The sequence below is a fragment of the Vibrio coralliirubri genome, assembly GCF_024347375.1.
Classification (GTDB): Bacteria; Pseudomonadota; Gammaproteobacteria; order Enterobacterales; family Vibrionaceae; genus Vibrio; species Vibrio coralliirubri.
The window spans coordinates 1,489,735-1,505,765 of sequence record NZ_AP025471.1 but is presented as its reverse complement, the minus strand read 5'-3'; the positions used below and the strand labels follow the sequence as shown (position 1 = coordinate 1,505,765).

General features: G+C 46.5%; 16 protein-coding genes. 2 read left to right on the top strand and 14 right to left on the bottom strand.

The window, feature by feature from the left end; genetic code table 11:
• Positions 1-218 precede the first annotated feature (218 nt).
• Complete coding sequence (locus OCV20_RS23460; RefSeq protein ID WP_048613707.1) at positions 219-743, top strand: hypothetical protein; 525 nt, start codon at positions 219-221, stop codon at positions 741-743.
• Here OCV20_RS23460 and OCV20_RS23455 read toward each other — a convergent pair.
• The 10 genes from OCV20_RS23455 to OCV20_RS23410 form a co-directional block, all read right to left on the bottom strand.
• Entirely contained in the window at positions 740-1,621 is an 882-nt protein-coding gene (locus OCV20_RS23455; RefSeq protein ID WP_048613709.1) for an AEC family transporter, read from the bottom strand. The two genes, OCV20_RS23460 and OCV20_RS23455, sit on opposite strands and share 4 nt — an antisense overlap.
• A gap of 288 nt (positions 1,622-1,909) precedes the next feature.
• Positions 1,910-3,244, bottom strand: a complete 1,335-nt coding sequence (guaD, locus tag OCV20_RS23450; RefSeq protein ID WP_086774499.1) for a guanine deaminase — start codon at positions 3,242-3,244, stop codon at positions 1,910-1,912.
• Positions 3,245-3,303: 59 nt separating this feature from the next.
• The gene (xdhC, locus tag OCV20_RS23445; RefSeq protein ID WP_017630713.1) at positions 3,304-4,185 is read right to left on the bottom strand and encodes a xanthine dehydrogenase accessory protein XdhC; all 882 of its coding nucleotides are present in this window, start codon (positions 4,183-4,185) and stop codon (positions 3,304-3,306) included.
• 54 nt (positions 4,186-4,239) lie between these two features.
• A complete protein-coding gene (gene xdhB / locus OCV20_RS23440; protein WP_086774498.1) occupies positions 4,240-6,630 on the bottom strand; it encodes a xanthine dehydrogenase molybdopterin binding subunit in 2,391 nt (796 codons plus the stop codon).
• Entirely contained in the window at positions 6,623-8,011 is a 1,389-nt protein-coding gene (gene xdhA, locus OCV20_RS23435; RefSeq protein WP_229634943.1) for a xanthine dehydrogenase small subunit, read from the bottom strand. Before xdhA ends, xdhB begins: the two co-directional genes overlap by 8 nt.
• A gap of 509 nt (positions 8,012-8,520) precedes the next feature.
• Positions 8,521-9,255 carry a GntR family transcriptional regulator gene (locus OCV20_RS23430; protein WP_050645885.1) on the bottom strand — a complete coding sequence of 245 codons (735 nt, stop codon included), beginning with the start codon at positions 9,253-9,255 and terminating at the stop codon, positions 8,521-8,523.
• Positions 9,256-9,449: 194 nt separating this feature from the next.
• Positions 9,450-10,136 (bottom strand): DNA-3-methyladenine glycosylase I, encoded by a 687-nt coding sequence (locus OCV20_RS23425; protein ID WP_086774496.1) that lies wholly within the window; start codon positions 10,134-10,136, stop codon positions 9,450-9,452.
• 89 nt (positions 10,137-10,225) lie between these two features.
• Entirely contained in the window at positions 10,226-10,753 is a 528-nt protein-coding gene (locus tag OCV20_RS23420; RefSeq protein WP_086774495.1) for a GNAT family N-acetyltransferase, read from the bottom strand.
• 43 nt (positions 10,754-10,796) lie between these two features.
• A complete protein-coding gene (locus OCV20_RS23415) occupies positions 10,797-11,423 on the bottom strand; it encodes an HD domain-containing protein (RefSeq protein ID WP_086774494.1) in 627 nt (208 codons plus the stop codon).
• 164 nt (positions 11,424-11,587) lie between these two features.
• The gene (locus OCV20_RS23410) at positions 11,588-12,247 is read right to left on the bottom strand and encodes an HAD family hydrolase (RefSeq protein ID WP_010432777.1); all 660 of its coding nucleotides are present in this window, start codon (positions 12,245-12,247) and stop codon (positions 11,588-11,590) included.
• Positions 12,248-12,658: 411 nt separating this feature from the next.
• On the opposite strand from OCV20_RS23410, the gene OCV20_RS23405 reads away from it, so the two are divergent.
• Positions 12,659-13,987 (top strand): anaerobic C4-dicarboxylate transporter, encoded by a 1,329-nt coding sequence (locus OCV20_RS23405; protein ID WP_010432780.1) that lies wholly within the window; start codon positions 12,659-12,661, stop codon positions 13,985-13,987.
• A 155-nt stretch (positions 13,988-14,142) separates the two neighbouring features.
• Here the strand turns inward: OCV20_RS23405 and OCV20_RS23400 are convergent, their stop codons facing one another.
• The 4 genes from OCV20_RS23400 to OCV20_RS23385 form a co-directional block, all read right to left on the bottom strand.
• A complete protein-coding gene (locus OCV20_RS23400; RefSeq protein ID WP_086774493.1) occupies positions 14,143-14,466 on the bottom strand; it encodes a DUF4144 domain-containing protein in 324 nt (107 codons plus the stop codon).
• A gap of 31 nt (positions 14,467-14,497) precedes the next feature.
• Positions 14,498-14,764, bottom strand: coding sequence for a Txe/YoeB family addiction module toxin (locus OCV20_RS23395; RefSeq protein ID WP_017069754.1), 267 nt, complete (start codon positions 14,762-14,764; stop codon positions 14,498-14,500).
• Complete coding sequence (locus OCV20_RS23390; protein WP_017061616.1) at positions 14,754-15,011, bottom strand: type II toxin-antitoxin system Phd/YefM family antitoxin; 258 nt, start codon at positions 15,009-15,011, stop codon at positions 14,754-14,756. The genes OCV20_RS23395 and OCV20_RS23390 overlap by 11 nt, the downstream gene beginning before the upstream one ends.
• A gap of 186 nt (positions 15,012-15,197) precedes the next feature.
• On the bottom strand, positions 15,198-15,989 hold the full coding sequence (locus OCV20_RS23385; protein ID WP_086774492.1) for a CLCA_X family protein: 792 nt from the start codon (positions 15,987-15,989) through the stop codon (positions 15,198-15,200).
• Between the last annotated feature and the right edge of the window lie 42 nt (positions 15,990-16,031).

The following is a 16,031-nucleotide window of genomic DNA, read 5'->3' as shown; positions in this document are numbered from 1 at the left end:
TGTTTTTACTTTCCCCTTACACTCCTTTCAAATATCGAATTTAGTATCAAATTTCTCTTTGTTATACAGGCAAGTCTCTCATTATGAAGAACTTCTTTGATAGCGAACTCATGCTCTCTAGCTCCTTGAATTTCGTTTTGCTATCGCTTGGGCTAACGCTCCTTTTTCATCTTCCGATTTGGTGTGGGTTCAACTTGAGCCGACGCAAATGGAAGCTTATGGATTATCTATGGCCGTTCTTGGCGGGTATCGGGATGCTGGGTGCAGTGTCTGAGATTCGAGCGAAAGTAGCGGGTGATTGGGTTGAAACCGAACAAACTAGAGCGGTGGCGATTTTAGAATCGGTTCAGCAGTTTTCTTTGGATAAATTAAGAAGTGATACCTGCACCGGTCAGCCTTCTTTAGATAATCACGCTCAGCACCACGAAGCGTGTTTGTGGTATTTGAATACGGCGATCACGTTCAAAGATGTCGATTTTACCTTGTTACCCAACGCATCGGATTTTACGGTTCCTGCGCCGAGCGTGTCGCTGGTTGAAAGCGATGCCGTGTGGGTGGATGGTATGTTGAGTCAGTATGAGAAGCAGAAAAACCAATACATAAAAACCAGAGAAGCGCAGGTGAAGCAGCCATTAGAAAGCCTCTTCTGGTATGTGAGTCCTTACTTAGTCTGTTTCGCAATAGCTCTGCGCCTTACTAAAGTGACGGCAGAGCTTAAACTGGATAAATGCGCAAATAATTAGTTCGACATAGACAGCGCGAATGACAACAAGATCGGCAAAGTCACCACGCTCAGGAAGTTGCCGAATAACACCATAGACGCGACTTTAGGCGGCTCGACATTGAACCTTTCTGCGAACAGGTAGTTCATCACTGCAGGTGGCAGCATGGTGAACAGCACCATCATTTGTAAGTGCAGCGTAGGCAGCGGAATAAAGAAGTAGATGATGGCAAAGGCGATGGCCCCTGTGAACAGAGATTGAGCCGTACACAGCAAGCCAACTTTGAGCCCACTCAGCTTCAAGTTGACCATTTGCGAACCTAGCGACAACAGCATGATAGGCACGGCAGCTTGGCCGAGTAGCGATGTGGCTTCGTAGATTGGATTCCAAACTGCAATGCCAGATAGGTTTAGCGTCATCGCTAATGCTGCGGCTAAGAATATCGGCATTTTGAGGATCTGTTTGATCGGATTACCTTCACTCAACAGCGCTAAGCCAACACTAATGTGCACGCAAGCTGACACCACAAACAGCAGTACTGCAGGGGCTAATGCGCTCTCACCAAAGGTATACGTGAATAGGGGAATCGCCAGGTTGCCACTGTTGCGGAACATGTGTGGCGGAGCCCAAGCTTTGAAATTGAGTTTAAAGATCTTGCAGATTGGTATCATCAATAAAGCGGGCACCAACACCGCGACCAAAGAGGCGGTGATGAGTGGCAGTTGTTCTGTGTCGAGCGGCATGGTGGTCAGCGATGCAAACACTAGCGCAGGAATACACACATCCATGTTGATGCGATTGATCGGTTTGAAATCGGGCTTGAGCCAACGACCGACCGCAAAGCCAGCACTGGCTAAGGCAAAAACGGGAAACAGAATGCTGACGACCTGTTCGAACATAGAATTCCTTTCTAGATTTTGTGCTTCCATTTAGCTGATAAACGAATGTTTTAAAGAGACGCTAAAGTGAAGTATGAAGTCGAAATGTATAAACATTAACCTATCAATATAATGACTTGGCGTCACCGAAGATCGTTGTCTGTGAGCGGTTAATTTATATTTCTTTGAATGAAGCACAAAAAAGACCAGTGGCATCAGCAACTGGTCTTTAAAGGCTAGATAAATCTGGACGGATTTTTAATTAACGACGGCTTGTCGCTGTCTAGCGATTGTTACTCGGTTTTAAGCCTAACTAACGAGCTTCTTGTAATCTTTGAAGTTTACGTCGTAGGCCTTTTCACCATAGATGTAAGTCTCGCTAACGGTTCTGTCGTCACCTAAACTCATCAGTACAAACAGCTTCTCTTCGAGCTTGGTAGCTTGTTCCATTCTAAACCGCATTAGTTGAGTTGCGTGTAGATCTAATACCACGAAATCCGCCTCTTTACCCACTTCCAAGTTACCAATCTGGTCTTCTAGATGCAGTGAACGTGCACCGCCAAGTGTTGCTAAGAACAGCGATTTGGCTGGGTGCAGCTTCTTATGTTGTAGCTGCATGATCTTGTACGCTTCACTCATGGTTTGCAGAATCGAGAAGCTGGTACCTGCGCCAACATCAGTACCGACGCCGACACGAATGCCGTGTTCTTCCATCTCAGGTAATCGGAACAAACCCGAGCCTAAGAACAAGTTCGAAGTTGGGCAAAAGGCGATGGCAGATTCGGTATCCGCTAGGCGCTTACACTCACAATCAGAAAGGTGAATACCATGAGCAAATACCGAACGCTTATGAAGTAGTCCGTAATGGTCATAGACATCTAGGTAACTGTCGCGCTCTGGGAACAGCGATTTCACCCACTCGATCTCTTTCTCGTTTTCAGAAAGGTGAGTGTGCATGTACACGTCTGGATATTCTTCTAGCAGTTTACCGACAGTAGCAAGTTGCTCTGGAGTACTGGTTGGCGCAAAACGAGGTGTCACCGCGTAAAGCAAACGACTGCGGTTATGCCATTTCTCAATCAGTTCCTTGGAGTCTGCATAGCCAGATTCTGGTGTGTCGGTGAGGTAATCAGGCGCGTTGCGATCCATCAATACCTTACCTGCGATCATGCGTAGGTTACGCTTCTCAGCTTCTTCAAAGAATACGTTGACCGACTCTTTGTGTACCGTGCCAAAAACCAGTGCCGTAGTGGTGCCGTTGCTTGCCAGTTCGTCTAGGAATAGCTTCGCCACTTTGTGTGCGTAGACTGGGTTTTTGAAGCGCTTTTCTTCTGGAAAGGTGTAGTTCTCTAGCCAATCAAGAAGTTGCTCACCGTAAGACGCGATCATCCCTGTTTGAGGGTAGTGGATGTGCGTATCAATAAAGCCAGAGGTGATCAGTTTGTCTTTGTATTCTTTTACTTCGAGTGTTTTAGGTTGGCGAGCCAATACCTCATCGGCATGGCCTAAGTCGACGACATGGCCGTTCTCAACCACTAAAACACCGTCTTCAAAATAGTCGTAAGACTCATCGATACCGACGTCTTTTGGGTCGGCGACGCTGTGTAAAATACTGGCGCGATAAGCTTTGCGTTGCGTTGTCATGTTTACTTCCTTTTAATGACTTCAGCGACGTTATGGCCGCTAAAGCTTTGCGACTTGTGTTAGGCGATCTTCTCTTCCAATGGTGGTTCGCCTACGTCGCTTGGTTGACTGTGTTGATCGGTCAAATCCTGATTTCGATATTGTTTGGTTGGGCGCTTTTGTTCAAGGGCTTGGCCTTGATAGTGTGCGATCAGTTCACCCGCAACCGATACCGCAATTTCGGCAGGGTGTTTGCCATTGACTGCACTAATGCCAATCGGACAAATCATGGTTTCAATTTGCTCTTGGCTGTAGCCGCGTTGCTCTAAGCGGAAGTCGAACTTCTTGCGCTTGGTAAGCGAGCCGATCATGCCGAAGTAACGGCTGTCTTCACGGTCGATTATGGCTTTGGTTAGGTCAAAATCGAGCTGGTGGTTGTGGGTCATCACAAGGTAGTAGCTGTTTGGTGGCATGTGTTTCACTTCGCCAACCGGATCATCTGAAACAAGCTTTTTAACACCGTGTGGCAGCGTTTCAGGGAACACTTCTTCACGTTCATCAATCCAGGTCACACGGAAGGGCAGAGTCGCGACAATGTGCAGTAGCGCTTTGGCTACGTGTCCTGCGCCAAACAACACAAGGTGATTCTGCTGAGTGCCAATCGGCTCAAAGCTTAACGTCGCCATTCCGCCACAACATTGGCCTAGACGAGCGCCTAGGTTGAAGCGTTCTACTTTGAGTGATTTTTCGCTGGCAATCAGCATCTCGCGAGCCATTTTAGTGGCCACATGTTCAAGGTGACCACCACCAATCGTAGCGATGATTCGGTCACGAGTGACAAGCATTTTGGTACCCGCATCGCGTGGAACGGAGCCTCTGTCTTCGAGCACCGTCACCATCACACACGGTTCGTAGTTCTCTTCCAGTTTTGCCAGTTCGTGAATCCAATTATCCTTAAACATACGTCCTCCTAAATCCCTTTTTATGCTTCCTAAGCTAAACGAACGATATAAGCTCTAAGCCGTTTCTGATTGAGCATCGACCGATGTCGGAGCCGTTTCAGTGACTTCCTGAATCGCCATCAGAATACGTTCTGGCGTTGCAGGTGTGTTGAGCTTAGGAATCGCGCCGTTAACGGCGACATAGCTGATTGCGTCTTTCAGTGCGCTCCATACCGACATACCCAACATGAAAGGGGGCTCACCCACGGCTTTCGAGTTGAATACTGTGTCTTCTGGGTTGCTGCGGTTTTCCAAAAGGTGCGTTCTGAAATCAATTGGCATATCGGCAATCGCTGGGATCTTGTAGCTTGCCGGGCCATTGGTCATCAAGCGGCCTTGCTTGTTCCAAACCAACTCTTCCGTTGTTAACCAACCGACACCTTGCACAAAGCCACCTTCGACTTGGCCGATATCAATCGCAGGGTTCAGTGAAGCCCCCACGTCATGCAAAATATCGACACGTAGAATCTTGTTTTCGCCGGTTAGGGTATCGATGATAACTTCTGAACAAGAGGCACCATACGCGTAGTAGTAGAACGGGCGACCGCGTGCTTTCTCGTGATCGTAGTAGATCTTCGGCGTGCGGTAGAAACCAGTGCTCGATAGCGAGATTTGGTTAAACCAAGCCAGTTCAACAAACGAGTTGAAGGTCATTATCTCATCGCGGATCTGCACCATGCCATTCTTAAACACCACTTCTTCAGGCCACACTTTGAAGTGCGAAGAAGCGAAGTCGATCAGGCGTTGCTTAATGGTTATTGCGGCGTTTTGCGCGGCCTTACCGTTGAGGTCGGCGCCCGATGAGGCTGCGGTTGGTGATGTGTTCGGAACTTTGTCTGTGTTTGTAGCGGTGATCTGGATACGTTCGACATCGACTTGGAACTCCTGTGCAACGATTTGCGCCACTTTGATGTTCAAGCCTTGCCCCATTTCCGTACCACCGTGATTCAAATGAATACTGCCATCGGTGTAGATATGGATGAGCGCACCTGCTTGGTTCAAGAAAGTCGCAGTAAACGAGATGCCGAATTTCACTGGTGTGATCGCAAGGCCTTTCTTCAAGATAGGGCTCTGTTTGTTGAACTCAGCGATGTCTTTACGACGTGCGTGATAGTCACTGCTGCGTTCAAGCTGTTCGGTTATCTCAGGTAAAAAGTTGTCTTCAACGGTTTGGTAGTAATGGGTCACGTTACGGCCTTCTTCGCCGTAGTAGTTCGCCTTACGTACTTCCAAAGGATCTTTTTTTAGGTAACGCGCAATCTCGTCCATGATGTGTTCAATCGTCATCATGCCTTGCGGGCCACCAAAGCCACGGTAAGCGGTGTTCGATGCTGTATTGGTTTTGCATCGATGACCAACCACAGTTGCATCACCTAGATAATAGGCGTTGTCTGAGTGGAACATTGCGCGGTCGACAATAGAACTTGATAAGTCTGGTGAGTAGCCACAGTTACCTGCCACGGTAATGTCGGCACCTTGAATCACACCATTGTCGTCAAAACCGACGGTGTATTGGTTGTAGAACGGGTGGCGTTTACCGGTTTGCTGCATGTCTTCACTGCGCAGCAGACGCATTTTGGTAGGTCGGCCTGTAAGGTGAGCAATAACCGCAGCCATACACGCTGGAGAGGCTGCTTGAGTCTCTTTACCTCCGAAACCACCGCCCATACGACGCATATCAATCACGACTTTGTGCATCGGTACGCCAATCACTTCCGCAACCAGTTTTTGAACTTCGGTCGGGTTTTGGGTCGAGGTGTACACGATCATGCCGCCGTCTTCGGTTGGCATCACGCTACTGATTTGAGTTTCTAGGTAGAAGTGCTCTTGGCCGCCGATCTCTAGGTCACCAGAGATCACGTGTTTTGCTTTTGCTAGTGCTGCTTTCGAGTCACCACGTTGTTGAGTGTGGCTCTCTGTGACGAAGTGCTCTTTCTCTAGCGCTTCTTTTACATCAAGAATTGCTGGCAGCTCTTCGTATTCAATAATGGCTGCATGTGCGGCTTTGCGTGCCGTTTCTAAATCGTTAGCTGCCACAGCAATCACGGGTTGGCCGTAGTATTCTACTTTGCCATCGGCAAGCAGTGGGTCACCCGGAAGAATTGCACCAATATCCAGTTCACCCGGTACGTCTTTCGCTTGAATGGCAATTGCCACGCCTTCAAATTCGTAACACGGTGATAAATCTATTTTGGTGATGTTGGCGTGTGCTTGAGTGCTCAGGCGTGCGTATACGTGCAGCTGATTTGGGAACTCTAGGCGGTCATCAATGTACACCGCTTCGCCCGTTACTTGCTTGGCTGCACTGTCGTGTTTAACGCTTTTACCTACGCCAGTTTTTAGGTCTTGTTTTGCAATGGTAACCATCTCTTCGTGGGTCATCGCATGCTCGTGTGATTTAGACATAAGACGTTACCCTTGTTTCGATTTGGTTGTTTTTGTTCTGTTGTTCAATGAAGTAACGACGCAGCATGTTGGCCGCCGACAATGAACGGTATTCTTGGCTTGCACGGAAATCAGATAGCGGTTCAAAGTCGTTATACAGTTCCTGCATCGCTAACTTAATATTAGCGTCTGTCCACGGTTTGCCTAATAACGTGTTTTCACAACGCGCCGCTCGCTTAGGCGTTGCTGCCATACCGCCAAAGGCGATACGAGCGTAAGAAACCTTGCCGTCTTCGATTTGAATATCGAATGCACCACACACTGCAGAGATATCATCATCTAAACGTTTAGACAGTTTGTAAGCTCGGAAGCTGTCGTTAGTTGGCTTAGGAATGATGATCTGCTCAATGAATTCACTCTCTTTTTGAGCCGTCACCTTGTAGCTGATGAAGTAATCTTCGATCGGCATGGTACGTGACTCATCACCACAGCGCAGTTTGATCTTCGCGTTCAGGGCAATCAGCAGAGGAGGAGTGTCACCGATAGGCGAGGCATTCGCCACGTTACCGCCGATGGTGCCTTGGTTACGTACTTGCAGTGAAGCAAAGCGATGCAGCAGTTCACCAAAATCGGGGTAGTGTTTTTTCAGTAGCGCGTAAGAGTCACTGATAGGCAGGTTAGCGCCAATGATTAAATCGGTGTCGGTCTCTTCACATACCTTCATGTCTTCAACAAGGTTTACGCTGATCAGCGTTTCAATCTCACGATGGAATTGCGTCACTTCCAGTGCTAAATCCGTACCGCCAGCAACCAGCTTAGCGTTCGGGTGGGCTTGAAAAAGCTTGGCCAGCTCATCAGTGCTTTTCGGGGAAAAAGCGGTGAGGTGACCAAGGCGTAAGTTGGCCTCGGTGTCTTGAATACTTTCTAGCTTCTTGATGGTGTTGCGTTCGAGCTCAGCGAACTGGTCGATCAAAGGTTGGTCTGTTGAAAGCGACATCGCGGCATCAACAATTGGTCGGTAGCCCGTACAGCGACATAGGTTACCCGCCAGTGATTCCATGACGTCTTCTTTGCTCGCATCGGGTTTGTTTTTGCCTAGGGCAAACATCGACATGATGAAGCCGGGCGTGCAGTAACCACACTGTGAACCGTGAAAATCAACTACTGCCTTCTGGACTGGGTGCAATGAGCGATCTCGATTTTGCAGATCTTCTACCGTGATCAGTTGTTTGCCATGCAGCGCTGAAACGAACGTAAGGCAAGAGTTCACTGAGCGGTATTGCAGTTGTCCATCAACCACCTCACCCAGAACTACCGTACATGCGCCACAGTCACCCGACCCACAACCTTCTTTTGTACCGGTTTTATTAACCTTGGTACGAAGGTAGTTGAGCACTGTCATGTTAGGTGACAGATTGTCTTCACATCTTATTTCCTGATTGAGCAAAAAAGTAATCAAGAGACCTCCTTGTATATCGACATATTTCCATGTGTATTCTTTTTGACTTCTAGGTCAATAATTATCCATCCTGACCCTGTGGTCAACTATTTATTTACAAAAATGCAACAATGAGGTGTTAGGGTGAATTGTATACAATTTATTTTGTTATCTATTTGTTTGTTTTATAAAGAGTTGATGGGATCTTGGTAAGTTTAATGGTGTGAATGTGTTTTTATCTATGTATACAAAAATTGTAGGAGTTTAAGGAGGTGAGCGCATCGGTGTTATTCAACTCTATAGCCTCATTCAGGCAAGTAATAACAAGGCGAACAGGGGAGGTAGTGGTGATTTTCTAACGATGGAAAAGGATTTTACGCATAAAAAAGAGAAGTAAACGCTGAGGCTTACTTCTCTTCTGTTTTGTTAACAAAAAGTTGTTAACAAAAGATTTGGCTATCTAGTTAGCAGGATTATGACTTGCTCTTGAGCAGATCTGAGAACACCACATGCAGGTCGCTCGAAGCTGTGTTGCTGTCTAGGTTGAGCTTGGAGCGAATGTGGCTTAAATGCTCTCGCATTAGGTCAACGGCTTGCTCTTCATCGCCAGACTCTATCGCATCCAGCAATCCTTCATGCTCATCCAAAGAGCAGTTCGAGTGGCTACCGGTTTCGTACTGGGCAATAAGCAGAGAGGTTTGCGATACCAAGCTGCGTTGGAAAGCCAGCAGTGGCGCGTTCTCAGCCATTTCAGCCAGTTTGATGTGGAACTCACCAGACAAACGTAAGCCAGAACCATAGTCACCTTGGTCAAAGGCGCAGTTCTCTTTAGCGACCAGTTTTCTACACTCGTCGATTTGGGTTTTGGTTGCGTTCTTAACCGCTAGCTCAGTGATAGCAATTTCCATCACTTCACGTGCTTTAAATATCTGCTTGGCTTCGTCTACTGTTGGGGCTGCAATCACAGCACCTCGGTTAGGACGGATCACCACAACTTGTTCTAAGGAGAGGCGCAGCAAGGCACGGCGGATAATAGTACGGCTAACGCCAAAGATTTCTGCTAGTGCTTCTTCGCTTAATTTGGTGGCTGGTGGCAGCCTTTGTTCTAGTATCGCGTCGAAGATATGGCAGTAAACAACATCGTCTTGAGTCTGGCCTGTTACTTTCGTTTTTACACCTTTGGAGACAGAGTTTTTGAGAACTGTCATAGAGATAAGGACCCTTGTTTAGTCGAGTTGGGTTGGTCGAGAATAATTCATGAGTATTACTCTATATTGTATACATTTATCTATACAATGCCACTGGATGAAAGTGCGATGCACGCTTATTTGTTAATGACTTATAACATTTAGTTTGCAGGGAACTGTGTGCAATCTTGAGCTTTAAGCCATTCGCCCTAAAACTAGACGCGGTTGTCGCCACAGCTGTACGCTACGATCTGGCTGATTTCGCTCAGGCTACGACCTGATTGCTGCTGCCATTCGTTGAAAGCCTTATTCGCCGCGACTTGTGCTCGCTTGGTGTTACGACCGCTATCGACCACATCGGTACTGCGTAGGTGCGCTTCAACGTCCGACGACAAGATAAAAGTGTCTTTACCCATTTGACGTAAGGTGTAAGCGCCAGTGTTACCACCTAATCGCTTGCCGTGTTTTTTCAGATAATCCCAAAGTTCAGTGATACGTTCTGATGGCCAGTCGGCAACCATTTGTGAGAATGAATCCGCTTCACGCTTGGCATTATGAATCATGGTGGCATTGGCAGGGATAGTCATCACCTTAGTAAGGTGGCGAATAATGCGCGGGTCTTGCGCTTTCTGCTCCCACATCTCGTTCGGCAGCATCAGCATTTTTTCGATATTGAATTCAAAGAACACTTCTTCAAATTGCGGCCACTTCTTTCTCACCACATTCCATGAAATACCACATTGGAATACCTTTTCAGTAAAGGCTGCCAACCAACGATCGTCGGTGATTTGTGATAGCTCAGCTTGTGAAACGGGCGCACGAACAATCTTTTCGAGTTCTGCTGCTCCGCCTTTACGGTGAGCCGCACGTTGATAAATAGTGTCGAATTTTTCTTGGGTCATTGGAGGTTCCAAATTACATCTGTGTAGCCAATGCTTAATGATATGGGGTTGAATCTAGCAATTAAAACCAGTCTGTTGATCAAAACAAGCTAGCAGAGCTTTAATTCCATTTGATACAAGGGCCATATTTTACCATTGAACTCTTTCACGCTCGGCTCTTTGTCGACCACTTGAAAGCCCGCTTTGTCGTAGCAGCGTTTTGCGCCATGGTTTTGCTTGAATACGGCTAAGGTGATGGTGGTGACATCAGGGATTTGTTTCGCAGCGTCTAATGCACTTTCTATCATGGATTGCCCCAGCCCTTTGCCTCGTTGGTTTGGGTGAATCGCAACTCGGCAAAAGCGAAGTTCATTGTCTGACATGCGTTGAAATTCCATAAAGCCAAGCAAGTCCCTGGCGTTTGAGTTGGCGTTTGAATCGGCGTTCGATTCAGAGTATGACTTAGATGCAGAGAAGGTATAGAGCTCGACATGGGGTTCTAGAGATCTTTCGATGATGGAGGCTGCTTTTAACGGCCAACCAAATGTTCGCCCACCCCATAAAACGTAGTCTTCTAAAGATGTAAACCAAGTGACGACCTCTTCAGCGTCGGATGCTTTAAAGCGGTTTATTTCCATATCCTTCTCTCTCCCTTATCGCGTGTTTCTTTTTTCTAAGCCGTTAAACTTCCGAGCCCAACTGCTCAAGAAAAACACGCATGTAGTCGGTGCGCTTGTTGGCTTCTAACTTGGCGGATTCTGTATTCATGGTTTCAGCTAGCTTGAATAGCTTTACGTAGAAGTGGTCGACACTGTAATGCTTGTCATCCAAATCACGCTGCTTGGCGAACGGGTCTTCGTGGTTATAGAGTTCGGCATCGAAGCTTTGACCAACGTATAGGCAGCGAGCAATACCAATTGCACCGAGAGAATCTAGGCGATCAGCATCTTGGACGATTTGAGCTTCCAAGGTTTCTGGTGTGATGTTAGCGCTGTAACTGTGCGTGACAATCGCATGATGGATCTCGTCGAGATAGGGCGCAGGATACTCGATAGATTTGAGGAAAGAGATCGCCTTGTCTGCTGCCATTTGTGAGCTTTTGGCTCTGTCTGGGTGATTCTTGGGAAAGGTGAAGCAGTCATGAAGATAAGCGGCAGGCAGAACGACTTCAAGCTTAGCCTGTTCTTGAACACATAAAGCCTTAGCGGTTTTAACGACGCGCTTGATGTGGCTGATATCATGCGCCGCATCTTGTGTCATTTCTTGTTGTGCAAAATCAAGCAGTTGGCTTTCAAGTTTTTCAATCACGCGTTTCTTTCTCCATTATCAATATCGCTTCTCGATTTCCATCGTTTCACATCGACTGTAACAGTTTCTAGCGCGAGTTTTTATCTTTTATAAAAGGAATACTCACAAAAAAACCGACTCATTGAGTCGGCTTAATATTGGTCTTAAATTGCTGTGATGGGCTTTTAAGCGGCGGCCTGTTGCAGCTGCGCCAGCACATGATGCAGCGATGGGCTGATCGTGTGGCCAAGCGCTTTTACTTCTTCGCAAGGTTCAACCAAATCTGGAATTTGGAAGCTGATCATGTTCGCTGCCATTGATGCACGAATACCGTTGTTTGAGTCCTCAAACGCTAGGCAGGTTTCAGGCGCAACACCTAGGCGTTCTGCCGCCAGTAAGTAGATCTCTGGGTGAGGCTTGCCGTGAGTCACTTCGCAGCCTGTGCTTAACGAGGTGAAGTACGAATCTAGGCCAGCCAGCTCAAGCTTCTTCTTCGCGATATCAAGCTGAGTGGAGGTCGCCACCGCGATTGGAATGTCATTCGATTTTAGCCATTCAAGCAGCTCAATCACGCCATCTTTTACTGGGATTGCTTGGTTTTTAACAATTGCACTGTAGCGGGTGCGCCATTCATTATTCAGCGCTGGGTAATCTAACCCTTCACCGTAACCATTTCGAAAAATCTGTTCGATGGTTTTTGCGTTACAACCAATGATGCCTAGATAGACATCTTGCAAAAACGGAACACCTTGCGCGTGACATGCTTCTTCAAAAACCTGCATACAAAGTCGCTCGGTGTCGAGCAGCAGTCCATCCATATCAAAAATAGCAGCTTGAAAATTCATATACGTGGTTCTTTCTGTGTTGTCGTCGTGAGGGCGGGTATTTTGACATAGTGTCTAGTGATAGGCGAGTCAACGTTCAGTAAGAATATATCCAATCGGCTCGGCAATATGCTTCTGAATGACGTTAAATGTGATTGATTTTGGTTGGAATAATACCGTTCAGTTATGAGCTTAATGTTTTATAGGCCATCCAGATCTAACAGAAACAATTATGATTATTCCACATAACAAATCTAGCTTGTACGTCTGGCTTCTTATTACATTTCATAAACTTACAGGTCGGTTTGCGTGACCATAATCTTATAAAAAACAATTAACGGGAGCCTGCAATCATAGTGTGACCAAGCAATAAGTAAATGGCTGAACTTAGGGAGAAAATAACATTAGTCCACATTTTTAGCAGGGTTGCTTATGTTGTATTTTGAGTTTCTATTTTTATTAGTCGTCCTTTATATCGGGTCTCGGTATGGCGGTATTGGCTTAGGTGTTGTTTCGGGTATTGGTTTGGTTATCGAGGTGTTTGTCTTCAAGATGCCACCAACGTCTCCACCTGTCACCGTAATGCTGATCATCCTCGCCGTTGTTACTTGTGCCTCGATTCTCGAAGCGGCAGGTGGTTTGAAATACATGCTGCAAGTGGCGGAAAGGGTGCTAAGAAAGAATCCGAAACGCGTCACCCTGATAGCTCCGTTCGTGACTTACTCGATGACTTTCCTATTGGGTACTGGCCACGCGGTTTACTCCATCATGCCGATCATTGGCGATGTTGCGCTTAAAAATGGTATCCGTCCAGAACGCCCAATGGCAGCGGCGTCAGTTGCGTCTCAACTAGCCATTACGGCATCACCAATTTCAGCGGCTGTGGTGTATTACCTCGCACAGCTTTCTGATATTCAACACTCTATTACACTGCTTTCCATTTTGATGGTGACGGTGCCTGCAACGCTGTTTGGTACGTTTTTGCTTTCTTTGTACAGCTTGAAACGCGGCAAAGAACTGAATGACGATCCTGAATATCAAGCACGCCTAAAAGATCCTGAGTGGAAAAAGCGTATCGAAAGCACCACTGCGACGTCTTTGGATGAAGTGCTGCCAACTTCGGCTCGTAATGCGGTTTTGATTTTCCTACTTTCAATTGTCGTGATTGTTATCGTGGCGATGGTGCCTGAGATCAGAACCATCGTAGACGGCGACAAGCCAATCAAGATGTCGGTGATCATCCAAATGATGATGCTCTGCTTCGGCGGTATCATCTTGCTGGCGACTAAAACTGACCCGCGAGATGTGCCAAACGGCGTGGTATTCAAATCGGGTATGGTGGCAGCGATTGCTATCTTTGGTATCGCATGGATGTCGGATACTTACTTCCAATACGCAATGCCTCAGTTCAAATCTGGTATCGTGGAAATGGTGACCAACTATCCGTGGACGTTCGCACTAGCACTATTCATCGTATCGGTTGTGGTGAACTCACAAGCAGCAACAGCACGTATGATGCTACCGGTTGGCCTTGGCTTAGGATTGGATCCAGCGCTGCTTATCGGCTTGATGCCAGCGGTTTACGGGTACTTCTTCATCCCGAACTACCCATCAGATATCGCAACGGTGAACTTCGATGTGTCTGGCACCACCAAGATTGGTAAGTGGTACTTCAACCACTCATTTATGTCGGTTGGCTTAATCGGTGTAGTAGGCGCATGTTGTTTAGGCTACGCACTAGCACAGATTTTTATCGCTTAATCTAGCTTTTGGTCGCGTAATCTCACTTTTCATCGCTTAGTTAAACTAGCGATAACGAGATAAGAAACGAAAAACAGCGCCTATTGAGGCGCTGTTTTTGTTTGTTCTGCTTGGAAGTTCTGATTCAAATCTAGGTTTTGAATTAATAACCTATATTAACGAGGCTCAAACGCCAAAGACTGAATTGCTTCTTCGATCGTCAGGAAGTGGATCTTCATCAGGCACATTTCGGCTTTCTGGAACTCGTGATTTCGAATCAGCTTAGTTACGTTTTCAACTGAATACTGCTCAGCTCGTTTAGCTAGAGACAATTGATTTGAGTTTGATTGAAGCGAGTAGCTGTCGCCCTCTGAATCGATGAGGTAATCATCTTCGCCCAAGATCATATCGGAGCATTCCGCCTGAAAATCTTGTTCGGACGCGACGTAAATAAGCTCATCGTCACCGTCGAGTTTTACCAAAGATGGCCAACTGATCATTACTGCCCTTTCTATGTGCTGCTTACTGCTTTTAATAGTGGTGACGACAAGCAATTATGTAAAAGTTATCGTCATCTGCTTTATACACTAATCGATTCTTGTCATCGATTCGTCTTGACCAAAAGCCAGATAGGTTGCCGACTAGTGGCTCCGGCTTTCCAATCCCTTCAAAGGGCGTTCTTTTGGCGGCTTCAATCAACTTATTTAGTTTCTTGAGCGTTTTCTTGTCTTGGGTTTGCCAGTATAGGTAATCTTCCCAAGCATTATCTGTAAATACAATTTTTCGATCATTCGTCATTATTCAATTCTCGAACGGTTGTATTTCCGGCTTCGAGTTGAGCAATGGATTCAGCCAATCTTTCAGCGTTTTTAGGCGAGCTCATTAGGTACAAGGTTTCTTGCATTGAATTAAAATGATCAAGAGACATGACCACTGCATCTTCTGAATCTCGTCTGGTTATTACCGTAACATCAGAATCGTCTACCACTCTATCGAGCACAGACTTAAGGCTATTTCTGGCCTCAGTAAAAGAAACAATATTCATCACTTATTTACCCTGTTGTTTTTGGATATGTTTAATCTTTCTATATACACAGAATAGTTAATCATTCATGAATTAACTATTCTACATGTTCCGCTTGTTGTACATGTTATATCAGAGGTTACACATGATCAACTTATGGTACATGTCATTCATTGTAAATCTGAAGAGTGTTACTGACTCAAAATGCTATTTACTCAAAGATCGGCCTAATGGTGCGAAGTAACCTTGTAGTGCTTGGTATATCTCTTTGCGATGCGCCATATCTGGATACACGGGGTACATATCAGGCTTGGTTGTGCCATCGACCAGATAAGCGTTCTTGATATCGGAACACGATTCAATCACCGACTCAAAAGCACGCGCCATCATCTCTGTAGGTAGTGAGAAGTAACGGGCAGACATCGCCTTGTCGGCAATAACGCTGCGAGCCACATAATCGTGTTTGTCCAAGTTATTGTCGCTAAGCAGTGTGGCGTCAAACAGAGACATCAAACTCTCGTTTAATGGATGAGGTCTTACTTTTCTATCGTGCAACCAACAATCACTGGCGAACAGGATCTGCTTGCGAGGGCCAGAGGTATCGCCAATCTCAAACGCTTTCTCTGCGATATAGTGGTCAAACGCATGCCAAAACTCGTGAGCGAGCGCGCCAGCTCCGGCGTTCTTGGCGAGGGCTAATTCTCTCTGGTTGGGGGCATAGTGTGCTTGCACGCCTTTTCTGCCGCCACTGCCAAACGCTAAGCTTAATGTACCGCGTAGGCCAATTGCCTCTGGTGGCAGAGCCAAGATGTAAGCCAAGTCTGCTAACGAGTCGAATATCAGATTTGCAGCCAACTCTTTTTCTTCTTTCGTCACCCAAGCACCCACACGAATGCTGCCCATACCGAAGGTCTGTTTGATGTCCATAAAAGACACCTGATCGCCATGTCGGTAGTCTGGGCCTTCGCGCGTTTTGTATTTAAAGTGAGTTAACTTCAAAAGGGTCCTTGGAAACAGACGTAAGAATCAATGGGGTGCTCA

Bases quoted from the DNA above. Each gene is read 5' to 3' on its own strand.
- OCV20_RS23460 (WP_048613707.1), top strand. From the start codon at position 219: ATGGATTATCTATGGCCGTTCTTGGCGGGTATCGGGATGCTGGGTGCA.
- OCV20_RS23455 (WP_048613709.1), bottom strand. From the start codon at position 1,621: ATGTTCGAACAGGTCGTCAGCATTCTGTTTCCCGTTTTTGCCTTAGCC.
- guaD (WP_086774499.1), bottom strand. From the start codon at position 3,244: ATGACAACGCAACGCAAAGCTTATCGCGCCAGTATTTTACACAGCGTC.
- xdhC (WP_017630713.1), bottom strand. From the start codon at position 4,185: ATGTTTAAGGATAATTGGATTCACGAACTGGCAAAACTGGAAGAGAAC.
- xdhB (WP_086774498.1), bottom strand. From the start codon at position 6,630: ATGTCTAAATCACACGAGCATGCGATGACCCACGAAGAGATGGTTACC.
- xdhA (WP_229634943.1), bottom strand. From the start codon at position 8,011: ATGACAGTGCTCAACTACCTTCGTACCAAGGTTAATAAAACCGGTACA.
- OCV20_RS23430 (WP_050645885.1), bottom strand. From the start codon at position 9,255: ATGACAGTTCTCAAAAACTCTGTCTCCAAAGGTGTAAAAACGAAAGTA.
- OCV20_RS23425 (WP_086774496.1), bottom strand. From the start codon at position 10,136: ATGACCCAAGAAAAATTCGACACTATTTATCAACGTGCGGCTCACCGT.
- OCV20_RS23420 (WP_086774495.1), bottom strand. From the start codon at position 10,753: ATGGAAATAAACCGCTTTAAAGCATCCGACGCTGAAGAGGTCGTCACT.
- OCV20_RS23410 (WP_010432777.1), bottom strand. From the start codon at position 12,247: ATGAATTTTCAAGCTGCTATTTTTGATATGGATGGACTGCTGCTCGAC.
- OCV20_RS23405 (WP_010432780.1), top strand. From the start codon at position 12,659: ATGTTGTATTTTGAGTTTCTATTTTTATTAGTCGTCCTTTATATCGGG.
- OCV20_RS23400 (WP_086774493.1), bottom strand. From the start codon at position 14,466: ATGATCAGTTGGCCATCTTTGGTAAAACTCGACGGTGACGATGAGCTT.
- OCV20_RS23395 (WP_017069754.1), bottom strand. From the start codon at position 14,764: ATGACGAATGATCGAAAAATTGTATTTACAGATAATGCTTGGGAAGAT.
- OCV20_RS23390 (WP_017061616.1), bottom strand. From the start codon at position 15,011: ATGAATATTGTTTCTTTTACTGAGGCCAGAAATAGCCTTAAGTCTGTG.